Annotated in this window: 20 protein-coding genes; 7 read left to right on the top strand and 13 right to left on the bottom strand. The window is 62.7% G+C overall.

The window, feature by feature from the left end:
• Positions 1–16: 16 nt before the first annotated feature.
• Complete coding sequence (locus tag EN850_RS30230; protein WP_126066778.1) at positions 17–457, bottom strand: hypothetical protein; 441 nt, start codon at positions 455–457, stop codon at positions 17–19.
• Between the two features lie 129 nt (positions 458–586).
• Here EN850_RS30230 and EN850_RS37910 point away from each other — a divergent pair, with 129 nt between their 5' ends.
• From EN850_RS37910 to EN850_RS30210, 4 genes are read left to right on the top strand one after another with little or no spacing between them, the layout of a single operon-like run.
• Positions 587–721 carry a YHYH domain-containing protein gene (locus EN850_RS37910; protein ID WP_199489651.1) on the top strand — a complete coding sequence of 45 codons (135 nt, stop codon included), beginning with the start codon at positions 587–589 and terminating at the stop codon, positions 719–721.
• A 28-nt stretch (positions 722–749) separates the two neighbouring features.
• Positions 750–989: a hypothetical protein gene (locus EN850_RS30220; protein ID WP_082826591.1), complete on the top strand. Its 240-nt coding sequence runs from the start codon at positions 750–752 to the stop codon at positions 987–989.
• A gap of 52 nt (positions 990–1041) precedes the next feature.
• Positions 1042–1326 (top strand): DUF6804 family protein, encoded by a 285-nt coding sequence (locus tag EN850_RS30215; RefSeq protein ID WP_063169433.1) that lies wholly within the window; start codon positions 1042–1044, stop codon positions 1324–1326.
• 14 nt (positions 1327–1340) lie between these two features.
• Complete coding sequence (locus EN850_RS30210) at positions 1341–1883, top strand: hypothetical protein (protein WP_127382441.1); 543 nt, start codon at positions 1341–1343, stop codon at positions 1881–1883.
• Between the two features lie 529 nt (positions 1884–2412).
• Here the strand turns inward: EN850_RS30210 and EN850_RS30205 are convergent.
• On the bottom strand, positions 2413–3111 hold the full coding sequence (locus EN850_RS30205) for an SMC-Scp complex subunit ScpB (protein WP_127873388.1): 699 nt from the start codon (positions 3109–3111) through the stop codon (positions 2413–2415).
• Positions 3112–3113: 2 nt separating this feature from the next.
• The gene (locus tag EN850_RS30200; RefSeq protein ID WP_127873387.1) at positions 3114–4070 is read right to left on the bottom strand and encodes a DUF1403 family protein; all 957 of its coding nucleotides are present in this window, start codon (positions 4068–4070) and stop codon (positions 3114–3116) included.
• Between the two features lie 894 nt (positions 4071–4964).
• On the opposite strand from EN850_RS30200, the gene EN850_RS36565 reads away from it, so the two are divergent.
• Both EN850_RS36565 and EN850_RS30195 read left to right on the top strand, forming a co-directional pair.
• Positions 4965–5120 carry a hypothetical protein gene (locus tag EN850_RS36565; RefSeq protein ID WP_189591246.1) on the top strand — a complete coding sequence of 52 codons (156 nt, stop codon included), beginning with the start codon at positions 4965–4967 and terminating at the stop codon, positions 5118–5120.
• Positions 5121–5135: 15 nt separating this feature from the next.
• On the top strand, positions 5136–5558 hold the full coding sequence (locus tag EN850_RS30195; protein WP_136092798.1) for a hypothetical protein: 423 nt from the start codon (positions 5136–5138) through the stop codon (positions 5556–5558).
• Positions 5559–6180: 622 nt separating this feature from the next.
• Here EN850_RS30195 and recQ read toward each other — a convergent pair.
• Together recQ and EN850_RS30185 are read right to left on the bottom strand one after the other, a co-directional pair.
• Positions 6181–8025 (bottom strand): DNA helicase RecQ, encoded by a 1845-nt coding sequence (gene recQ, locus EN850_RS30190; RefSeq protein WP_136092797.1) that lies wholly within the window; start codon positions 8023–8025, stop codon positions 6181–6183.
• Between the two features lie 204 nt (positions 8026–8229).
• Positions 8230–8772 carry a hypothetical protein gene (locus EN850_RS30185; protein ID WP_136092796.1) on the bottom strand — a complete coding sequence of 181 codons (543 nt, stop codon included), beginning with the start codon at positions 8770–8772 and terminating at the stop codon, positions 8230–8232.
• Positions 8773–8886: 114 nt separating this feature from the next.
• Here EN850_RS30185 and EN850_RS30180 point away from each other — a divergent pair, with 114 nt between their 5' ends.
• On the top strand, positions 8887–10308 hold the full coding sequence (locus EN850_RS30180) for a coniferyl aldehyde dehydrogenase (RefSeq protein WP_127873383.1): 1422 nt from the start codon (positions 8887–8889) through the stop codon (positions 10306–10308).
• 154 nt (positions 10309–10462) lie between these two features.
• On the opposite strand, the gene EN850_RS30175 is transcribed toward EN850_RS30180, so the two are convergent.
• From EN850_RS30175 to uxaC, 8 genes are read right to left on the bottom strand one after another with little or no spacing between them, the layout of a single operon-like run.
• Positions 10463–10801, bottom strand: coding sequence for a cupin domain-containing protein (locus tag EN850_RS30175; RefSeq protein WP_136092795.1), 339 nt, complete (start codon positions 10799–10801; stop codon positions 10463–10465).
• A 10-nt stretch (positions 10802–10811) separates the two neighbouring features.
• Positions 10812–11576 (bottom strand): 2-dehydro-3-deoxy-D-gluconate 5-dehydrogenase KduD, encoded by a 765-nt coding sequence (kduD, locus tag EN850_RS30170; RefSeq protein WP_136092794.1) that lies wholly within the window; start codon positions 11574–11576, stop codon positions 10812–10814.
• Positions 11573–12424 carry a 5-dehydro-4-deoxy-D-glucuronate isomerase gene (gene kduI, locus EN850_RS30165; protein WP_136092793.1) on the bottom strand — a complete coding sequence of 284 codons (852 nt, stop codon included), beginning with the start codon at positions 12422–12424 and terminating at the stop codon, positions 11573–11575. The genes kduD and kduI overlap by 4 nt, the downstream gene beginning before the upstream one ends.
• A gap of 22 nt (positions 12425–12446) precedes the next feature.
• Positions 12447–13220 carry a FadR/GntR family transcriptional regulator gene (locus EN850_RS30160; RefSeq protein WP_127275634.1) on the bottom strand — a complete coding sequence of 258 codons (774 nt, stop codon included), beginning with the start codon at positions 13218–13220 and terminating at the stop codon, positions 12447–12449.
• A gap of 12 nt (positions 13221–13232) precedes the next feature.
• A complete protein-coding gene (locus EN850_RS30155; protein WP_127275635.1) occupies positions 13233–14513 on the bottom strand; it encodes a TRAP transporter large permease in 1281 nt (426 codons plus the stop codon).
• A 3-nt stretch (positions 14514–14516) separates the two neighbouring features.
• Complete coding sequence (locus EN850_RS30150; protein ID WP_167531540.1) at positions 14517–15104, bottom strand: TRAP transporter small permease; 588 nt, start codon at positions 15102–15104, stop codon at positions 14517–14519.
• The gene (locus tag EN850_RS30145; RefSeq protein ID WP_136092792.1) at positions 15101–16078 is read right to left on the bottom strand and encodes a TRAP transporter substrate-binding protein; all 978 of its coding nucleotides are present in this window, start codon (positions 16076–16078) and stop codon (positions 15101–15103) included. Before EN850_RS30145 ends, EN850_RS30150 begins: the two co-directional genes overlap by 4 nt.
• Before the next feature lie 34 nt (positions 16079–16112).
• Positions 16113–17519, bottom strand: coding sequence for a glucuronate isomerase (gene uxaC, locus EN850_RS30140; RefSeq protein WP_136092791.1), 1407 nt, complete (start codon positions 17517–17519; stop codon positions 16113–16115).
• Positions 17520–17660 lie beyond the last annotated feature (141 nt).

Raw genomic sequence — 17660 nt, 5'->3', positions numbered from 1 at the left:
GCCGTGCTGCGATGCTCTAAGGACAGAGTGCTACGAGCGGGTTCGCGACTGGGAAATTATCCACAGTCGTATACGTGTACTGGATCTCACCGCCCAGGCGAACGAAGGCAGATAGTTCCTCCGCACGACAGACATAGTTTTTGGTCATTTCATCGATCTTCTGGACATAGACCGGCCGCGAGACGCCAGCAGCCAACAATTTGGCGTCTACTTCCGCATCGGTCTGAGCCCAGGTGGCGTTGAAAACGATCCTTGGCCCGATTGCGATGATGCTCCGAACGGAGATGTTCGAACTGATCAGCATGGGCAATGCTGGAGCCATTTCGGTTTGCATTTTTTTTGCGTAGGCGCAGACGTCGGTCTTGGTGTACTTCGAGAGGCATTCATTTGCCGTCGCCACCCTTGGCCATGTCAGCAGGATCGCCAACGGGACGTGCATCAATCGCAATCCATCCAAAGTATTCTCCTCGCCCGATCTTGGCCTGCACAGAGGAGCATCTATCCTATTTGTGTTCACAGTGCCACGAGCAGCTTGTGCCCGACCGGCAATAGTGCTCTGTCTGAAATACTTTGGGAGGGCAATAAAATGAAAACAACATTTCTCGCGGCTATGGCCGCTGCAATAATCGCTTGCGCGACCGGCGCGTTTGCACACAGTGGCGGCACTGATGCCAACGGTTGCCATACCAACCATAAGACCGGCGCGTATCACTGTCACTGAAGGTCACGCCTTTCTGAGGGACACAAACATGCTGAAGAACATCATGTCAGCTCCGCTGGGCCTCCTCTTCATGCTGGGCGGGCCGATCACCTACGTGATGAATGTCGTCGACACATGGCAGGGCCATGCATCAGTGGTCGTAAAAATCCTGATTAACTTGAGCCTGGATGCGATGTTGGCGTTCATTTGGCCGATCACTTGGGCAATCTGGCTTTTCAAATATATGGCGGGCGCCGAAACTCCACTAACAACCGTGCTGGGCGTTTGAGGATCAAGTTTGCTGAAAATAATGCTTTTCGACGCCGGCCGGAACGGTCCGGTTGGTCTGCATCTGTGTAGCTATTGCCTCGCTGCTGGCGGTAGCGCCATGGCCGTACGGCTATTACCAATTCCTCCGCGTGGTGGTCTTTTTCGCCGGGATCTACTGCGGAGCCATGGTGTGGCGATCAGGCCCTGAAAATCGCACCCTGGCTTGGGCGCTGTTTGGAGCGGCAGCGATCTTCAACCCGTTCATGCCGGTTCATTTGCCGCGCGAGCTGTGGGCAATCTTCAACGTCGCAGCGGCTACTCTGTTCGGCTTTGTCGCATACCGGCACCGGAATTAAGCCGATAATCTGAGATGGCCAAGAGTGGACCTGAGACGCCGAAGGTCAAGGCGCGCCCGAGGGTCACCGTGTCACAGCCGTTGGCGCTTTATGCGGGAGATCTCCTCGAGCGGACGAAGGAGTACTTCGAGGCTTTCAACCATCTAGGCTCGGAGTCGGAAAAGGCGCATCTTTTTGCCCGTTATTTTCTATTTTCGCATGCCCTAGAACTCCTCTTGAAAGCGTATCTAGCTTCAAAGGGCGTGTCGAAACGCGGTCTCCGGCTCGGCTTCGGTCACAAGATCGAGGACATTTACGAAGCCGCAGTGGCCCTAGGAATGCCGCCGATTGGGAACGTGAAGATGATTGCCAACAACCTTGACCTGATGAATTCTCAGCAAGATTTTAGGTACCCGTCGGGGTACAAGCTGAATGTCCCGCCGCCGAGCTTCTGCCGAGAAACGTATAACGCTCTCCACACAGCGATCGAGCCGAGGATCCCCACCGAGGTACTGAAAGCCAACCTCAAATTTCATTGGGATTTTCGGGGGAAGACTGTCATTTGGAAGGACGAATAGCCCGAGGATGATCTTCCCCATCTACGTTGGCGTTCTTATGGCGCTGCTGTCAGCATCCGCCATTGGCGGTGGCGGCAAGGCGATCTTGTTGGGATGGCCGCCTCGCTGACAATGGCCGGGATGGGCACTCGCCGGCTGGCTAGGTTCTTAGCAGGCCATAGCCGGCTGTCTGGTGGAGATCGTCTTTCAGGGCTTTGATCGTCTGTGAAAGGTCGCGAACCTTGTCCATCAGCGTCTGAATGGTCGCCCCGATGGGCTGGATCTTAACGCCTCAATCGTCGCGAGAAGCTCAAGGTAGACGTGGTTCAATTGAACTTTCTCCCTTCGAGAGCTCTCAATGGTGATCGACATGTGCGACCAGGCTCGATCAATTGCCTGTTCGCTTATCCTTCATCGACAAGCGGACGCGTGCCGCCACCTCCCTTCCGTCACGCGAAGGACCCAGACGGCGAGACCAGACGGCGTGCGTGGCGCAATCTTCTATGTGACGAGCGGCGAGATCGCGTGTGTCCCGCCGTGATGGGATCATCTATTCGTCGAGCGCGGCGCTGGCGCCATCATCGTCGATATCTGCAAACCCTGGGATGATGTTACCGGCCAGCAGCTTCTCCTTCGACAGCAGCCCGGCGTCCTCGAGCGCCTCGAAATCCGGCAGCTGGCGCAGCGTGTCGAGCCCGAACTGCGACAGAAAAGTTTTGGTCGTCACATAGGTGTAGGGCGCGCCCGGCTGCGGGCTGCGCGGCCCCGAGGCGACCAGCTGCTCAGCGCGCAGCACGCCGATCAGGTCACGTGACACCTCCTTGCCGAAAAAGCTCGACAGCTCGCCACGGGTGATCGGCTGGAAATAGGCAATGCACATCAAGACAAGCGCCTCCGCCTGCGACAGTTCTTTTGCTCCCTCGCCCGCTGCCGTGCCGAAGGCTGCGTGAATGGCGTCGCCAAAAACCTTTTTGGTCCGGTGCTGCCAGCCGCCGGCGACCGCGACCAGCTCGTAAGGGCGGCCGGCGAGTTCGGCGCGAATGTCGTCGATGATCAGCTCGATATTGCAGTTTTTTCCCACCACCCGCGCGAGGACACTACGTGTCACCGGTTCATTTGCCGCAAAGATCACCGCTTCGACGCGGGCCATCCATTCGCACCAGCGCAGCTCCGGCGGCAGATGTTCCAGTTCGGTGTCGAGCAGCGCCGGCTGATCGTTTGGCTTGCGGCGGGCGGACGCTTCGCTCATCGCTACAGCCCGAACAGCCGGAATGTGGGGCGGCCGGAGAGCTCGCGCACGACCTCCAGTTGCTGCAGCCGTTCGAACAGCCGTCGCGATGCAAAGCGCGACAGATTGTCCGTCGTCAGCGATCCGGACACGGCGTCTTCACTGAGCAGCAGAAAGATTACGTCGCCGGCGCCTTTGGCGCGCAGTTTCGGCGCCACCGCCAGGAGTTTTTCGGCCCGGCGCGACAGCTCGGCGGCCAACCGACAAGCGTCCGCGGCGGCCGCGACGAGCGCGATGCAAACCGCCCGCTCAAAATTCTTGTCCCCGGGCCGGATGCGCCGGCCACCGCCGGCCTCGGTGCGGAAAGATGGTCCAAAACCCTGCGCCATTAGGAGCGGCAGGGGCTGCGGCCAGCCCAGGCGTTGCGCCAGTACCAGGTCGGCGAGCCACCAGCCAAAGAGTTCGGCATCGGGACGCATGGCGACGACCTCAGCGGCGATCGCCGCGGCGTCGAATGGCGCCGACCGCTGGGATACCCCGAGTTTTTCGATCTGCGTGCAAAGGTCGGCGAGCGCGGCGCCGTCCCAATGGAGGCCAAGCTGGTCGAGTATCTTCCCGAGCCGGCCGGGCGTAGCGGCGGGCGGCTGCCTGGCCAACTGCCGCCAGGCGCCAAAGACGGCGCCTGCGGGACCGGGGTCAGCACCTAGGGGACGCAAATGCCAGGCATCGCGCAAGGCGGCCGCATCCTCGGCGCGGCCGGCGAGCCGCATGCTGGAGGCGGCGCAGCGAACCGCCAGCCGCTGCCGCCAAGCGCCGGCCCAGGCTGCCTGCGCGCGGGCGAGCGTGTCGAGGGCACCCAGGGCGGCGCCGGCCCGGAAGGCGGCGTCGCCGTCACTCGGCGCGCCGGCGCTTGTGATCGCCCACGCGGGAACGGAGGGCGGCGCAGAGGAGCTGGCGGTCGCGGGATCGAGGCGAATCATAATTTGGAGAGTAAAGTGCCGGTGCGCTTTTCGCCATGATTTTCGTGCCAAAACGCACAGCCTGTCGGATCAGCACAACGACTGATAGTGTTGCATTATCAATCTCTTCACGAGTTCGTCCCTGCTAAGCCATTTGGCCAACAAGTAAGTCTCGACAGGGCACCTTTTTGCGCAGCCGGACGAAACTCCGTTCGGAAATGTGCCGGCTCGCGGCGTAGGAGCCTGCTCAGGTTCAGATGTCATGAAGGCATCTAACGCCCGATCTGCCGCGCAACTTCGGTCCCATATTCATTGCCGACGGGGTATCTGAGGGCGACGTTTTTTGCGGGTTTTTCCTGGTCGGCTTTGGAGGTGATGCTGGCGCCGATTGTCACAGGCTACTTCACTATCTGTTCCTTGACCGATGAGATCTTTTGCGCTGCGGCGCTCCCGTCTTTGCTGTGGGTCACCTTCTGACCCAAGCCCCAACGTACACACGCGGGAGTGTCCTACAAGCCATCGGTTTCGACAGATCGGATGGATTGGGCAGGCGAGCCCAAAAGCTGCGAGCTTAGAGCGGTTATAAATCGTAGTTGTAGCTGTGTAACAAACTGTGTAACAAAAAGCGCGAAAAGACTAGTATTTTCAGTATCATAGAGGTGAAAGGGAATCCCTCCCTCTCCGCCATATCATCAATAACAACCGTCGCATGCCCACAAAAAGTCCGGAAGCCGAGGCCGCCGGGCTAATTCGTTTCGCTAGCATAATGATATTACTTCGCTTAACCGGATTTTGATTAACCAGTTGTGGTCCGCGAGATCACTGCTAAAACCGTCTTGACCGCCCCCGTCCGGGTTCGATGACGCCATATCGAGGGGATTCATAGATTCCCGGTTTCGATCTATGTTGCTCGGCATGGAACGCACTTTCGACATTCCTCCTGTCCTGAGAGCCCCGCCAGCGTGTTTGCGCGAGCGCTACGGCGCCTTTGTCATCCGCATTGCCGAAAGCCTCGCCACGGGCCTTGCGACCGGCGTGGGCTTCGCCATCGTGCGCGCCTTGGCGGGTTAGAAAGTGGTGCGGGTATTGCCGGTCTACACCCCAGAAGATTATCCACTTATCCGGCAACTTCCTGGTGCCGATGATATGCCCCCGACTTGGGAAGAGTGGCACGCGAATTTCGATGCGACGCATATGGAGAGCTTGGAGGGGCTAAGCTACGCTACCATGCGCATCAAGCCCGACTTGTTCAAAGTTTGGTTGGACACCAATTCGCAGGTCGCTTCGGAAGACTCCAGACAACTCTACGCCCAAGAGTTGCTTGATGCGTGCAAGACGAAATCTGAAACTCGCCAAGAGGACGAACGTGCCCGACGGTTGATCGCTCGCATGGCGAACGACCCGCTCCCCACTGACCCCCTGATGTATAAATTGGCTGAGGTCGGTGCGCTGTTCATGATCGTGATGGCGATCGTTTCAGCCGCGTTGATCATACTGGCGAGGCGCTGACGTGGTCGCGCTAAGAATACCTCCTATTTCATTCATTCGGATAACTTCGCTTCTATTGGAGGAAGGCGCATGATCATCCTGGCCAGCGGGATGCCGTGCCCCCTACCAGTCTCTCGCCGGTTAGGCTCGGCGCCATCAGGCAACTCTTGCAAGGACGCCGAGCCGCTGCATCGCTATCGGGCCGGCGCTGCTCTGGTGGACGAGGCCACGTAGCCGTTCGCGCCTTCATAATCCTCTGCCGGACTAACCTGAGCATCTAATTTAGCCGATACCTGCGCTCGCGCCTTGATTACGCGATGCTGAGTTGGCGCAATAATGAGGGGCGGGTTTTGCGTAGATTCCGACACGTCGCTGCGGCGGCGCATGATCACTAACCTATTGGCGTCGCCGCCTTGGCAATCCTCATCCCGCTCTACATCATCCTCAAATGACAATCCCATAGAAACGCCTCAGATCCCGTCTGCCGAAGACGCATGTCGTCGTCTGGGAGAAGAGAGCGGGTGGGTAAGTTCGATCCGCAAACAATCGGTACACCGTCGGAAGTATGGCGGTGGCCGTCGTTTCGGCGGAGGCGGGGTAGCCTAACAGCAGCTGAAGGCAGTCCCATCGCCAAGCCTGATCCTCAGCCTGCCCCGTCGGGCCGATGCGCCGCGATCGCGGCCAGAAAAACCTCGCCAAACTCCTTGAGTTTCGCCCCGCCCACGCCATTCACCTCGGTGAAGGCGTCGAGGTCGCGCGGGCGGCGGGCGGCCATGTCGATCAGCGTGCGGTCGGAAAACACCACATAGGCCGGCACCTGGCGCTCCTTGGCGAGCCGCAGCCGCAGCGCCTTGAGCGCCGCCAGCAGCGAGGCATCCACGCCCTCGGCATCGGCGGGAGAGCCTTCCCCGGAACGCTTCCTGCCGCGCGTGAGAGGGTCGCGGTTCTCGACGCGATACCGGAATTCAACCTCGCCGCGGCCGAGCGCGCGGCCGCTTTCGGAGATGGCGAGACCGCCATGGCCCTCGGGATCCGGCATCAGGAACCCACCGGCGACCAGTTGCCGGACCAGCGACAGCCACACTGTCTTCCTGTGCGCGGCGCCGGCGCCAAAACTGCTCAGCGATTGATGGCCCCGCGCCAGCACCTTCTCGGTCTCATGGCCAAGCAGGATGTCGATGACATGGGCCGCGCCGAAGCGCTCGCCGCTCTGCGCGACCGCCGCGAGGATTTTCCGCGCCTCGGCACTGCCATCGGCGCGCGGCGCCTGATCGAGGCAGTTGTCGCAATTGCCGCAGGCTTGAGCCTCTTCGCCGAAATAGCCGAGCAGCACCTGGCGGCGGCATTGCGCCGTTTCGCAATAACCGATCAGCGTGTCGAGCCGGCGATGCGACCGTCTCTTGTGCTCGGGCGAGGCGTCCTCGTCATCGATGAACAGCCGCCGCATGCGGATGTCGCCAAGACCGTAGAGCATATGCGCCTCGGCCTCGCGTCCGTCGCGGCCGGCACGACCGATTTCCTGATAATAGGCCTCCAGGCTGCCCGGCATATCGGTGTGGAAGACATAGGCGACATCGGGCTTGTCGATGCCCATGCCGAAGGCGATGGTCGCCACCATGACGACGCCAGACAAGGTCATGAAGGCGTTTTGATTCGCCTCGCGCGCCTCCTTGCTCATGCCGGCGTGATAGGCAAGCGCTCTCACGCCGTTCTTCTCGAGGAAGGCCGCCATCTCCTCGGTCTTCTTGCGCGACAGGCAATAGATGATGCCGCTCTTGCCCGCATGGCGCTCGATGAACCGCAGCAATTGCCGCTTGCTGTCCTGCTTGGCCTCGATGGCCAGCTTGATGTTGGGCCGGTCGAAACCCAGCACCAGCGTCTCGACCCGCTCGGCGAACAGCCGGGCGGCGATGTCGGTGCGCGTGCTCTCGTCGGCCGTCGCCGTCACCGCGATGATCGGCACATTGGCAAAGATGCCGCGCAACCGAGACAGATCTTCATATTCGGGCCGGAATGCCGGCCCCCAGTGCGAGATGCAGTGCGCCTCGTCGATGGCGATCAGGCTGACGTCGAGCCTGGAGAGCGCCTCGAGCATGCGCTCGGTCATCAGCCGCTCCGGCGCCAGATAGAGCAGCCGCGTCTGGCCCGAAGCGACGCGACGCCAGGCCGCGACATTGGCCTCGCGATCGAGCGAGGAATTGATCGTATCGGCCGCTACCCCGGCAAGCCGCAGCGCCGCGACCTGATCCTGCATCAGCGCCACCAGCGGCGAGACGACGAGGGTGAGCCCGCCCAGCACCAGCGCCGGAACCTGGTAGCAGAGCGATTTTCCGGCCCCCGTGGGCATGACAGCCAGCACATGGCGCCCGCCGAGCAGCGCGTCCATCACGTCGGCCTGGCCGGGGCGGAAATCGTCGAAGCCGAACACGTCCTTCAGCACGCGCCGCTTGGGATCCTCGGCGCGGATGCTCGCTGCCATTACCTGCATCAGGCGGCCGCCGGACTGGGAACGGCTTTTCGTGGATTGGAGAGGATAGGCAAACCGGTCAAAGCGACCTCCGGGTGAGGGCCTGGAGTAGCGCAGCCCTCATCCGATCACAACGGTCGATATCGCCGATCTGCACCAGTGCCGCGCACGACCGCCTGACAGGTCAGACTAAGGTGATACAGAGATATAGCTCCCTCCCAGGCATCACTCGCCGCTGCCGCCTTGCTCCAATTCGTCATAATAGCGCTGGGCGGCCTTGCCCTTCTCCAACCGATATGTCTCGGACCGGCGATCGAATTCGGCCTTGAGAGCCTTCGACAGTTGCAGCGCATGGAAGCAATAGCCGGTAAGGACCGCCAGCAGCATGATAAACAGGCCTATCGGCACCTGGCCATCGCTCAGCATGAGGATGCCGATGACGGCTTCCAGCAGCGTGGCGAGAGCCGCCATGACCGTCAGGAAAATCTTCGCCGGCCTTGACCCTTTCAGGAAGTAGTAGCCACCGATGACGTAGGCCACGCTTGAGGCGGAACCCACAATATTCGGCGAATGTCCAAAGGCCAGCAGGACGATCGCGGACAGGATGCCGATCGCGCCGGTTACTAAGAAAATGCCGGCCACTGCCAGCATGTGGTGTTTTCCGCTCATTCGAACCCCCTTGGTGTCGAGCTCTTGCCCGTCCAGCATTGCAGCATGCAACCAAGGATTGCACAAGGCCTGCCGCACCACCTTCTGCAAAATCGCCAACGCCGCTTATGGCATCGGGGCATCATCGCGCCTCCTTCCCCAACGACACCATCGCTCCCGCTGGATTCCTTCGCTCTGCGATGTAAACTTGGCCAATCAGGCCGGGAGGGCACGATGCTGCAGGTGAGACAGGATGCTCTCGACGAGCGGTTCCGGCTACAGCGCGCCGCTTTCGAGAAGCAACCCTTTGCGGACCTTGGCCTGAGGAAAGACCGTCTCAAACGCCTGCTGGCGCTGACCGAGCGGCATGAGAGCGAAATCTGCGCCACGATCGACGCTGACTTCGGCGGCCGCTCGGCGCATGAGACCCGTCTTGCGGAACTGTTCGTCGTGCGCGCCGGCATTCGCCATGCCCTTGCGCATGTCGGCGGCTGGATGCGGGAGCGTCGTGTCGCCACCACCTTGCCCTTCCTGCCGGGCAAAAACCGCCTTCTGCCGCAGCCACTTGGGGTGGTCGGCGTCGTATCGCCCTGGAACTACCCCTTTCAGCTCGCCGTGGCGCCGGTCACGGCGGCCCTCGCCGCCGGCAACCGCGTCCTGGTAAAGCCTTCCGAATTGACGCCTGCTTTCTCCGAACTGCTGGCCAGACTGGCCGGCGAGCACTTCGCCCCGGATGAACTCAGCGTCATCACCGGCGATGCCGAGATGGGCAAGGCCTTCGTCTCGATGCCCTTCGACCACCTGCTGTTCACCGGCTCGACCGCGGTCGGACGCCAGGTCGCCATCGCCGCCGCCGCCAACCTGACCCCGGTCACGCTCGAACTCGGCGGCAAGTCGCCGGCGATCCTCGACCCTTCCTGCGATCTCGACGCGGCAACAGCCAGCGTCGCCTATGGCAAGCTGCTGAATGCCGGGCAGACCTGCATCGCGCCGGATTATCTGCTGGTGCCCAAGGGACAGGCAGCCACGGTCGCTGCCAAGCTCGCAATCGCGGTGGCGCGGCTCTATCCCTCGCTGCGCGACAACCCCGACTATACCGCCATCATCAGCGACCGGCATTACCAGCGCCTGCGCGCCATGATCGCGGAGGCCCGCGAGGCCGGCGCCGACATCACCGAGATCAACCCGGCCGGCGAAGACCTCGGCACCACTGGGCGGAAGCTTTTGCCGACCCTGGTCAGCAACGCCGGGCCGGACCTGCGGCTGATGCGCGAGGAGATTTTCGGCCCGGTGCTGCCGATCGTCGAATACGCCACGGTCGACGACGCCATCGACTATGTGAACCGGGCCGACCGGCCGCTGGCGCTCTACTGGTTCGGGCGCGACAGCGGCAACCGCCGGCGCATCCTGCGCGAGACCGTCGCCGGCGGCGTCACCATCAACGACTGCATGCTGCATCTGGTGCAGGAGAACCAGCCCTTCGGCGGTGTCGGCGCCAGCGGCATGGGTGCCTATCACGGCGAGTGGGGCTTCCGCACCTTCAGCAAGGAGAAGCCGGTCTTCCAGCAGTCGCGCTTGAGCGCAGGAGCCCTTCTGCGCCCGCCCTATGGCAGGACGTTCGAACGGCTTTTCGGCCTGCTCAGGCGCATCACCTGACACGCATTAAGTTTATATTCACCATGATCCGGCAGGTTTCCGGTCCTGCGGTGATGTTTTGAGTACCGCGGCGCCATTGGCGCCCAGGCAACAAACCCGCGCTTCCTTGGAAGTGCGGGTTTTTTCATTGGCCGGGAAATCGCCGGCGGCCGGGTCAGGCGAGAAAATCAGCGCGGTGCGGCGTGAAACTGTCCACCAGCCGTCCCGCCTCCAGCGCCCTGACGCCGTGCACCAGGCCGGACGGCACGATGAAGCTGCCGCCGGCCTCCAGGATTGCGGTCCGTCCGTCGATGGTCACCTCGAAACGGCCTTCGGCGACGTAGCTTGCCTGGACGTGCGGGTGCGAATGCAGCGCGCCGACGCCGCCCTTGTCGATGCCGAATTCGACCATCATCAGTTCGTCGGTGGACAGCAGCACGCGCCGGCGATTGCCGTCTGGCGTCGGCATCCAGGCACCCTCGCCTGCTTGCGCGAAAGTCTTAGGCTCGGTCATTGTCATCTCCTCATCGCGCCAGCCAGCCGCCGTCCACTGGCACCACCGCGCCATGCATGTAGTTCGAGGCCGGCGCCAGCAGGAAGACGGCGGCATCGCCAATGTCTCCCGGCTCGCCCCAGCGCCCGGCGGGAATGCGCCCGAGGATGGCGGCACTGCGGTCGGGATCGGCACGCAGCGCCTGCGTGTTGTTGGTCTCGATATAGCCCGGCGCTATGCCGTTGACGTTGATGCCTTTCGCCGCCCACTCGCAGGCGAGCAGACGGGTGATGCCGAGCACGCCATGCTTTGACGCCGTGTAGGACGCGACGCGGATGCCGCCCTGGAAACTCAGCACCGAGGCGATGTTGACGATCTTGCCCTGGCGCCCGCCGGCAAGGACGCGCCGGGCAAAGGACTGGCTGAGCAGGAAGACCGTCTTCAAATTGACATCGATGACATCGTCCCAGTCGGTCTCCGTCAGGTCGACGGCATCGGCGCGCCGGATGATGCCGGCATTGTTGACCAACCCGTCGAGCGGCCCGCTTTCGTCCCAGACACGATCGAGCATCGGTCCGGCCGCTCCGGTGTTGGCAAGGTCGGCGGCGACCGCCTTGAATTCGCCGCCCAGAGCCGCGACCTTGCTCGCCGTATCGGCCATCGACGAGCGGCCGACGCCGATCACCGCGCCGCCGGCGCGCGCGATGGAGACCGCGATGCCTTGGCCGATCCCGGTGTTGGCGCCGGTGACCAGGATGCGTTTGCCGGCCAGGCTGAAGGCAGTGAGGTCGCTCACCGCAGCGCGTCCATCGCCACGGCATCGACATCGGTGTAGTCGACATTGTCGCCCGCCATCGCCCAGATGAAGGCGTAGTTGGACGTGCCGGCGCCCGAATGGATCGACCAGCTTGGCGACAGCACCGCCTCTTCATTGCGCATGACGATATGGCGCGTCTCGTCCGGCTCGCCCATGAAATGGAAAACGCGCGCCGCCTCGGGCAGGTCGAAATAAAGATAGGCCTCCATGCGCCGGTCATGCACATGGCACGGCATGGTGTTCCAGATAGAGCCCGGCGCCAGCTGCGTCATGCCGACGACGAGCTGGCAGGTCTTTGTTCCCCCGGCATGGATAAACTGGAAGATCGAGCGCTCGTTGCAGGCCTCCTTGCTGCCGAGATCGAGGCGCTTGGCGTCGCCGAGGCGGATCAGCCGGCTGGGATGAGCCTGATGCGCCGGCGCGCTGAGCAGATAGAACTTGGCCGGGTCGTCTTTATCAGCCGAGGTGAACGAAACCGTTTCGGTGCCCATGCCGAGATAGAGCATGTCGCGCGCCTGGAGGTCGAAGGACTGGCCCCCGGCTTCGATCGTGCCGGCGCCGCCGATATTGACGGCGATCAGTTCGCGCCGGTCGAGAAAACCCTTGGTGCCGGTCGGCTTGATCGCTTCCAACGGCAACGCCGTCGCCACCGGCACGGCACCGCCGACGATCATCCGGTCGTAGTGGGTGTAGGTCAGGCTGATCCGGCCAAGCTGGAAGAGATCGTCGATATGGAAATTATGGCGCAGTTCGTCCGTTCCCATGGCGGCGGCGGCCGCCGGATCGATGGCGAAGCGCGATGTGTAGTCTGTGTGGTTCTGGCTCATCTCTTTCCTGACTTCCGGTGGATCATTCGCCGGCGGCGGCCCTGGTCGAACTGGCGTAATAGGCCTGCCGCGCCTGCAGGCGTTCGCGGTAGCGCTGCTGGCTGGCGCCGAGATGGGCACGCATCGCCTCGCGCGCGGCCTCGGCATCGCCCGCCGTGATCGCGTTCAGGATCACCAGATGCTCTCGCTGCAGCCCGCGCTGGTAGCTGTCGGACTGCACCAGCTCGGTCGACCAGGGCGAGGTCACGTCGCACGGAATGGCGCGCCGGCCGAGCACGTCGAGCATCTCGACATAGAACGGATTGTTGGTGGCGCTGGCGATGGCGCGATGGAAGGCGAGATCGGCGGGTCCGGTCGGCTGGCCGTCGAGTAGCAGCCGCTCGAACTCGAAGAAGGCTTCCTGGATCGCCGCTTCCTGCGCGGCGTTGCGGCGGATGGCGGCGAGCCCGGCCGATTCGATCTCGATCGCCAGCCGCACCTCGAGCACGTTGAGCGCGATCGAATCCTTGGCCCCCATGTCGGCGGCCAGCGCCCCGAACATGGTCGAGATGTGCTCGGTGACGAAGACACCCGCCCCCTGCCGCGGCTCGACAAGGCCGTCAGCGGCAAGCTTGGCCATCGCCTCGCGGATGACGGTGCGACTGACGCCGAAGGTCTCGGTCAGCTGGCCCTCGGTCGGCAGCTTGTGGCCGGGCAGGATTTCACCCGCATGCAACTGCTTGCGGATCGCCGCCACGACGGTTTCCGACAGTTTGGGTTTTCTCTCGACCCTGAGGTCGTTTGCGATATCGGACACCTGGGTGATCTCCTAATGGAACAGGCTCGGCAGCCACAATGAGATTTCCGGTATGTAGGTGACAAGCATCAGCACCACGAAGGCGGCGCCATAGAATGGCCAGATCGAGCGCATCGCCGTCCAGATCGGAATGCGGCCAATGGCGCAGCTGACGAACAGGACCGCGCCAACCGGTGGCGTGCAAAGGCCGATGCCGAGATTGAGGATGAGGATCACGCCGAAATGCACAGGATCGACGCCATAGGCCATGACCACCGGCAGGAAGATCGGCGTCGTGATGATGATCAGCGGCGACATGTCCATGAAGGTGCCGAGAATGAGCAGCACGATGTTGATCAACAGCAGGATGACCAGCTTGTTGTCGGATACCGACTGCAGAAAGGCGACTAGCGCCGCCGGCACCCTGAGATAGGCGAGCAGCCAGCCGAAGGCCGCCGCGCAGCCGATAATCATCAGCACCATGGCGGTGGTCCGCACCGAGGCCGTCGTCGCCGCGACGAAGTCACCCCAACTCATCGAGCGGTAGATGATCAGCGTGACCAGGAAGGCGTAAACGATAGCGATGCAGGAGCTCTCGGTCGCGGTGAAGATGCCGGACCTGACGCCGCCGAAGATGATGGCGATCAGGATAAGGCCCGGAATGGCGGCGACAAGCAGCTGCAAGGCCCGACCGAAGCCCGCGAAGGGCTCCGTCGGGTAGCCGCGGCGGCTGGCGACCCAATAGGCCGTTATCATCAGCGACAGCGCCAGCAGCAGACCCGGCAACACGCCAGCCGTGAACAGATCCGCGATCGAGATACGGCCGCCGGCCGAAATCGAGTAGATGATCATGTTGTGCGAGGGCGGGATCAAAAGCGCGATGATGGCGCCGACCGAGGTGATGTTGACGGCGTAGTCGATGCCGTAGCCGCGCGCCTTCATCTGCGGGATCATCAGCCCGCCGACTGCCGACGCATCCGCCACCGCCGAGCCGGAAATGCCGCCGAACATGGTCGACGCCGCGATGTTGACCTGCCCCAGACCGCCACGCAAATGGCCGACCAGTGAGCCTGCCAGCGCGACCAGCCGCGCGGCGATGCCGCCACGCACCATGAGGTCGCCGGCGAAGATGAAGAAGGGTATGGCCATCAGCGAAAAAACGCTGACGCCGGAATTGAGCCGCTGGAACACCACGACCGGCGGAAGGCCTAGCGTGAGGATCGTCGCGAAGCTGGCGACGCCCAGACAGAACGCGATCGGCGTGCCGATGACCAGCAGGAACACGAAGGTGCCGAAAAGGACCATCAAGGCCATGGTTCAGACCTCCTCGCCGGTTGCATGGATGTCGGCGTCGACGGGCAGGCCGGCAAAACGCCCGGCCAGCCGTTCCAGTGAAAACAGGCAGACCAACGCGCCTCCAAGGATGACCGGCAGGAAGCTGACGCCGCCCGGCAGGGCGAGCGAAGGCATCACCGTATTCCAGGTCAGCCTCGCCAGTTGCACGCCGTAGACGATCATGCCGGCGCCGAAGGCCAGCACGACAAGATCGGAAATGCTGCGCAGCACCGCCTTGGCCGAGGCAGGCAGGACGTAAAGCAGCACGTCGAAGCCCAGATGCGTGCGCTCGCGCACGCCGACCGCGGCACCCAGGAAGATGAACCAGCCCATCAGCAGCACCGAGAAGGATTCGGTCCAGCTCGGCGAACGGTTCAGCATGTAGCGCGAGAAGACCTGCCAGAAGATGATGATCGTCATCAGCGTCAGGCCGGCGCCGCTGACCCACAACGCCAGCCGGGCAAGCCCGGAGAGAACGCGCTCGGCAGCGAGCCAGAAGCCTCTCGTGGCAGGGGCGTCCGAAGGCAGCGCAGGAGTCCTCGCGCTGCCTGACCTGTTAGCCCCGTTCATTTCTCGGCCTGTATCTTCGCCGCCAGATCCTTCAGTTCCGGCGTCGACAAATATTTGTCGTAGACCGGCTTCATTGCGTCGATCAGCGGCTGCTTGTCGATCTCGCTGACCTTGACGCCGGCCTTCTCGACGATGTCGCGCGACTTCTTCTCCTGCGCGTCCCAGAGCTCGCGCATCTTCACGACGCTGTCCTTGGCCGCCTGCCGCACGATCGCCTGGTCTTCCGGCGACAGCTTCTCCCAGCTTGCCTTCGACATGACCAGCACTTCCGGCACGATCTGGTGCTGGTCCATGGTGTAGTGCTTGGCCACTTCGTAGTGCTTGGCGGATTCGAAGCTCGGCCAGTTGTTCTCGGCGCCGTCGATGACGCCGGTCTGCAGCGCCGAGTAGACCTCGCCATAGGCCATCGGCGTGGCATTGGCGCCAAGCGCGTTGACCATGTCGACGAACACGTCGGACTGGATGACGCGGAACTTCATGCCTTTCATGTCCGCCATCGAGGTGATGTCCTTCTTGGTGTTGTAGAAGGAACGCGCGCCGGAATCGTAGAAGGCGAGGCCGACGAGGTCATGCGCCTCGAACGCCTTGAGTATCTGGTCGCCGATCGGCCCGTCCATGACATGGCGCATGTGTTCGACCGAGCGGAACATGTAGGGCAGCGACGGCACGGCGGTTTCCGGCACGATACCGTTGAACGGTCCCATCGAGACACGGTCGAGGTCGATGACCCCGGCCTGGGTCTGCTCGATCGTGTCCTTCTCCTCACCGAGCTGCGCCGAGTGATAGACCTCGATCGAATAGCGGCCGGCGGTGCGCTGCTTGACGAGGTCGCCCATGTACTTGACCGCTTCGACGGTCGGATAGCCGTCCGGATGGGTATCCGAGGATCGCAGCACGGTCTCGGCATTTGCAATGCCGATCAGCAGCGAACCGAAGGCGAATGTGGCCGCCGTCAATTTCGAAAAATGCAACATGACTTCCTCCCTTTGAAAAATCGGAGCGTCCCGTTCAGAGCCGGTACGCCGTCTTGGCGAGCGTGTAGGCAAGCTCCTTCGCGAGTTCATGAGCCTCGTCCTCGCGCAGCCTGTGCTCGGCGACGAGGCGCGCCAGGAACGCGCAGTCGACCCGCCGCGCCACGTCGTGACGGGCCGGGATCGAGGGAAAGGCGCGCGTGTCGTCGTTGAAGCCGACGGTGTTGTAGAAGCCGGCGGTCTCGGTGGTCATCTCGCGGAAACGGCGCATGCCTTCCGGGCTGTCGTGGAACCACCAGGCCGGCCCGAGCTTCAGCGCCGGGTAGACGCCGGCCAGCGGCGCCAGCTCGCGCGCGTAACTGCTCTCATCCAGCGTGAACAGAATGACGGTCAGGTCGCGCTCGAGCCCGACGCAGTCGAGCAGCGGCTTCAGCGCCGTCACATAATCGGTGCGGGTCGGGATATCGAAGCCTTTGTCCCTGCCGAATTTCTGGAAAATTCCAGGCGAATGATTGCGCCAGGAGCCGGGATGAATCTGCATCACCAGTCCGTCGTCCCGGCTCATCTTGGCCATTTCGGTCAGCATCTGGGCGCGAAACAGCTTTCGTTCACGCTCGTCCTGCGAGCCGGCGCGAATCCGGTTGAACAGCTCCTGCGCCGCCGCATCGGAAAGATTGGCGGTGTCGGCCGTGGGATGGCCATGATCCGACGAGGTCGCGCCGAAGCTCTTGAACAAGGCGCGGCGCTGGCGGTGCGCATCGAGATAGCCGGCCCAGGTCCCGGTGTCGCAGCCGGTGACCTCGCCTAGCCGGTCGAGATTGACTGAAAACCCTTCGAAATCGGGATCGACGACGGCATCCGGCCGATAGGCGGTGACGACGCGGCCCTCCCAGCCGCTGTCGCGGATCATCTGGTGCCATTTGAGATCGTCGAGCGCGCCTTCGGTCGTTGCGATGACCTCGATGTTGAAGCGCTCGAACAGGGCGCGGGGGCGGTAGTTCTCCCACTGCAGCACCGTCGCGATCGTGTCGTAATGGCGATCGGCGGTTGCGGCGCTCAACGGCTCTTCGATGCTGAACAGATGCGCAAGCACATGGTCGAACCACAGCCGGGTCGGCGTGCCACGGAAGAGATGATAGTGCTCGGCGAACAGCCGCCAGATCGCCCTGCCGTCGGTCTCGACGGGCGCGCCATCGAGCGTCGGCACGCCGAGAGCCTCCAGCCGCACGCCCTGGCTGAACAGCATGCGAAAAATATAGTGGTCAGGTACGATGAGCAGTTGCGCGGGATCGGGGAACGGCTCGTTCAGCGCATACCAGCGCGGGTCGGTGTGGCCGTGCGGGCTGATAATGGGCAGGTCCTTGATGCCGGCGTAGAGATCGCGGGCGATCGAGAGCGGACGCGCCTCGGCTGGAAACAGCAAATCCGCATTCGTCAGTGCCACGGCATCCTCCCAGGGTCGCTATCGGTAGGATCGGCTGGAAATAATGTCAACATACAAAAATCGGATTGTTGTATGATGACTTTTGAGCAATGCTGAGCATTGTCGGCAACCGCCGCCGATGTTACGCCGTTCTGCGATCCG

It is taken from the genome of Mesorhizobium sp. M8A.F.Ca.ET.207.01.1.1 (assembly GCF_004794715.1).
Classification (GTDB): Bacteria; Pseudomonadota; Alphaproteobacteria; order Rhizobiales; family Rhizobiaceae; genus Mesorhizobium.
Note: the sequence above shows the minus strand (reverse complement) of the source record. Positions and strands in the feature narration are given on the sequence as shown.

What these genes read in the sequence shown, in the direction of transcription:
- EN850_RS37910 (WP_199489651.1), top strand. Translation starts at nt 587, where the DNA reads ATGAAAACAACATTTCTCGCGGCTATGGCCGCTGCAATAATCGCTTGC.
- EN850_RS30220 (WP_082826591.1), top strand. Translation starts at nt 750, where the DNA reads ATGCTGAAGAACATCATGTCAGCTCCGCTGGGCCTCCTCTTCATGCTG.
- EN850_RS30210 (WP_127382441.1), top strand. Translation starts at nt 1,341, where the DNA reads ATGGCCAAGAGTGGACCTGAGACGCCGAAGGTCAAGGCGCGCCCGAGG.
- EN850_RS30205 (WP_127873388.1), bottom strand. Translation starts at nt 3,111, where the DNA reads ATGAGCGAAGCGTCCGCCCGCCGCAAGCCAAACGATCAGCCGGCGCTG.
- EN850_RS30200 (WP_127873387.1), bottom strand. Translation starts at nt 4,070, where the DNA reads ATGATTCGCCTCGATCCCGCGACCGCCAGCTCCTCTGCGCCGCCCTCC.
- EN850_RS36565 (WP_189591246.1), top strand. Translation starts at nt 4,965, where the DNA reads ATGGAACGCACTTTCGACATTCCTCCTGTCCTGAGAGCCCCGCCAGCG.
- recQ (WP_136092797.1), bottom strand. Translation starts at nt 8,025, where the DNA reads ATGCAGGTAATGGCAGCGAGCATCCGCGCCGAGGATCCCAAGCGGCGC.
- EN850_RS30180 (WP_127873383.1), top strand. Translation starts at nt 8,887, where the DNA reads ATGCTGCAGGTGAGACAGGATGCTCTCGACGAGCGGTTCCGGCTACAG.
- EN850_RS30175 (WP_136092795.1), bottom strand. Translation starts at nt 10,801, where the DNA reads ATGACCGAGCCTAAGACTTTCGCGCAAGCAGGCGAGGGTGCCTGGATG.
- kduI (WP_136092793.1), bottom strand. Translation starts at nt 12,424, where the DNA reads ATGAGCCAGAACCACACAGACTACACATCGCGCTTCGCCATCGATCCG.
- EN850_RS30155 (WP_127275635.1), bottom strand. Translation starts at nt 14,513, where the DNA reads ATGGCCTTGATGGTCCTTTTCGGCACCTTCGTGTTCCTGCTGGTCATC.
- EN850_RS30150 (WP_167531540.1), bottom strand. Translation starts at nt 15,104, where the DNA reads ATGAACGGGGCTAACAGGTCAGGCAGCGCGAGGACTCCTGCGCTGCCT.
- EN850_RS30145 (WP_136092792.1), bottom strand. Translation starts at nt 16,078, where the DNA reads ATGTTGCATTTTTCGAAATTGACGGCGGCCACATTCGCCTTCGGTTCG.